Origin of the sequence: Dietzia sp. DQ11-38-2, assembly GCF_014145055.1 — a bacterium.
In the GTDB taxonomy this organism is placed as follows: Bacteria; Actinomycetota; Actinomycetes; order Mycobacteriales; family Mycobacteriaceae; genus Dietzia.
In genome coordinates this window covers 1-1977 of record NZ_JAALDW010000250.1, presented here as the reverse complement: position 1 = coordinate 1977, position 1977 = coordinate 1, and the positions used below count along the sequence as shown (strand labels likewise).

Sequence of the window (1977 nt, the reverse complement as noted above, 5' to 3'; positions counted from 1 at the left end):
GGTGTGATCGGAGCCGGGAGGCTCTAGTCCGTGATCCCCGGCAGACGATCGATGCGGACGCCCAACGCCCGATCGGGCTGGCGCAGGGCGAACTCCGTGCGACTCAGCGGGCCGGGGCGGGCTCGGGAGCTCGGGCCGGACCGGCGAGAGCGCTGGGAACCGGGCAAGAACACCGGAGCCCGCAGTAACACCGCGGTCGCGCCCACGACAAGGGCGAACACCATCACGCTGAACAGCGCGGGCACCACCCACCCGCCGCCTGCATGGAGCGCCGCACCGGCCGCCAGCTCGGCGGAGGCCGCGACGCCCCCCATCGACGCACCGAGAAGGACCGCTCCGGGCATGAGGGCGGCCACAACCGCCACGGAGGCCAGGATCGCGATGCCGGCCATCGCGAGGAACGGGCAGGTGCGGGGACCGGGGAGAGAACTCACGGCGGTTCTCCTTTCAGCGTCTGCCCCTGATTCGGAGACCTGCACCACACGGATGGGCCGGCGGGCCCGCCGACCGCGCGAGGTCTCGTCTCAGGCTTCCCGCGCTCGTCGAGTGGTCACACCTGATCGCGTTCTCCCAGGTGGGGTTTCCCGCGCCCGTTCATTTGTGACCACTCGACGACCAGGCACTCGTGGCATCCGGGGGACGAGGAGGCAGGGCCTTGACCGTGCGGCCGGTCAGGGCTGCGAACTCTCCGATGTGCACCATGTGCCCACTCTCGGTGCTCCCTCCCGAGGGGAGAAGCACGCCTCCGCGACGATGGGTGGTCAGCGCTCCACGATCACGGACGGGGAGCGGACGGGGACCAGAATCGTGCGACTCGTGACGTGCCCTGCATGATCCGACGCCCGGAATCACGCGGAAGTCGGTCTCGCGAGAGCTGTCCGGACGCCCGGGGGTCGAGGGGTCGTAGGGTCGAATCCGGTCAGACCGACGTGAGGAAGACGACCTCAGGGGCGGTTCCCCCACGGGTGACCGCCCCTGGGCCGTGTGCGCCCACGGTCGTTCCGCCCCGGCACCGCTCCAAGGCGCCCGGACGAGCTGCGGGGACGTCGACGAGTCCGGTCGGCGATGGGGCCCCCTCTACCGGCGGCCTCGATCGAGGACTATGGTCATCCGCGACCACAGCACATCCGCAGTCGACAGCAGCGGGTGTGCCGTCGATCAGGGAAGAGGAGATTCATGGCCACCTCCACCATGCCGCCCCAGGTCCTGGGGCAGCGGATGCAGTTGACGACCCTCGAGTTGGGGGTCGGCGCAGCGCTCGCCGCGGTGGCGGTTCTGGCGGTCACGCTGGTCGCGGTGACGGGCGAATCCGCCCAGCCCTCGGCGGGCACGGACCGGGACACCTCGACCTCGGTGGTCAGCCAGGTCCCCCAGAGGATCCCCGGGTAGCACTGGCTACAGCGAGGGGTCCACGACGGGCTTGCCGTCGGCGCCCAGAAGCGCGGTGAGTCCGCCGGCGTATCCGCCCGAGCGCCAGAGATAGCACACCCCGGTCTGGGTGTCCCTGAGGATCTCGACGGTGCTCCCGAACCCCATGCTCTGGGTGTGGACCTTCTCGAACCGCTTGTCGTTTCTCGCCATGCCGCGATGATCTCATCCGCGGCGGGCCGGCGTCAGGTCCGCGGGTTGCCCTTCTGCAGGCGGTCGATGTGCTCCGAGGCCTGCGCCTTGGTCAGGGTCGCGGGCAGCTCCTCGCCGGCCTCGCGCGCGAGAGTGTCGAGGTAGCTCTTCTGCGCGGCGGTCATGGGCTCGTCGCCGGTCACCCAGTCCTCGGGGTCCCGCTGCACCGAGGTGCCCCCGGCTCCCGGGGTCTCGGGGACCGGAGCACCCAGGGTCTCTTCCGTGGACGACCGGGTCGGGTCCTGCTCGGGGTTGGTCATGCCCGCACCGTACGCCCGGAGCGGGATCCCGACCACCGAGCGACCGCCCTGCCCGACCCAGCCCGGCCCGACCCAGCCCGGCCCGAACGACTCAGCC

General features: G+C 71.2%; 4 protein-coding genes. 1 reads left to right on the top strand and 3 read right to left on the bottom strand.

All coding sequences use genetic code 11. The features are described 5' to 3' along the window. Positions 1-23 precede the first annotated feature (23 nt). Positions 24-434, bottom strand: a complete 411-nt coding sequence (locus tag G6026_RS09310) for a hypothetical protein (protein ID WP_182612994.1) — start codon at positions 432-434, stop codon at positions 24-26. Positions 435-1176: 742 nt separating this feature from the next. On the opposite strand from G6026_RS09310, the gene G6026_RS09305 reads away from it, so the two are divergent. Then, complete coding sequence (locus G6026_RS09305; protein WP_107757231.1) at positions 1177-1389, top strand: hypothetical protein; 213 nt, start codon at positions 1177-1179, stop codon at positions 1387-1389. Between the two features lie 6 nt (positions 1390-1395). On the opposite strand, the gene G6026_RS09300 is transcribed toward G6026_RS09305, so the two are convergent. Further along, positions 1396-1581: a DUF6440 family protein gene (locus tag G6026_RS09300; RefSeq protein WP_107757232.1), complete on the bottom strand. Its 186-nt coding sequence runs from the start codon at positions 1579-1581 to the stop codon at positions 1396-1398. 32 nt (positions 1582-1613) lie between these two features. After that, the gene (locus G6026_RS09295; RefSeq protein ID WP_182612993.1) at positions 1614-1880 is read right to left on the bottom strand and encodes a DUF3072 domain-containing protein; all 267 of its coding nucleotides are present in this window, start codon (positions 1878-1880) and stop codon (positions 1614-1616) included. Positions 1881-1977: the final 97 nt, after the last annotated feature.

What these genes read in the sequence shown, in the direction of transcription:
- G6026_RS09305 (WP_107757231.1), top strand. Translation starts at nt 1,177, where the DNA reads ATGGCCACCTCCACCATGCCGCCCCAGGTCCTGGGGCAGCGGATGCAG.
- G6026_RS09300 (WP_107757232.1), bottom strand. Translation starts at nt 1,581, where the DNA reads ATGGCGAGAAACGACAAGCGGTTCGAGAAGGTCCACACCCAGAGCATG.
- G6026_RS09295 (WP_182612993.1), bottom strand. Translation starts at nt 1,880, where the DNA reads ATGACCAACCCCGAGCAGGACCCGACCCGGTCGTCCACGGAAGAGACC.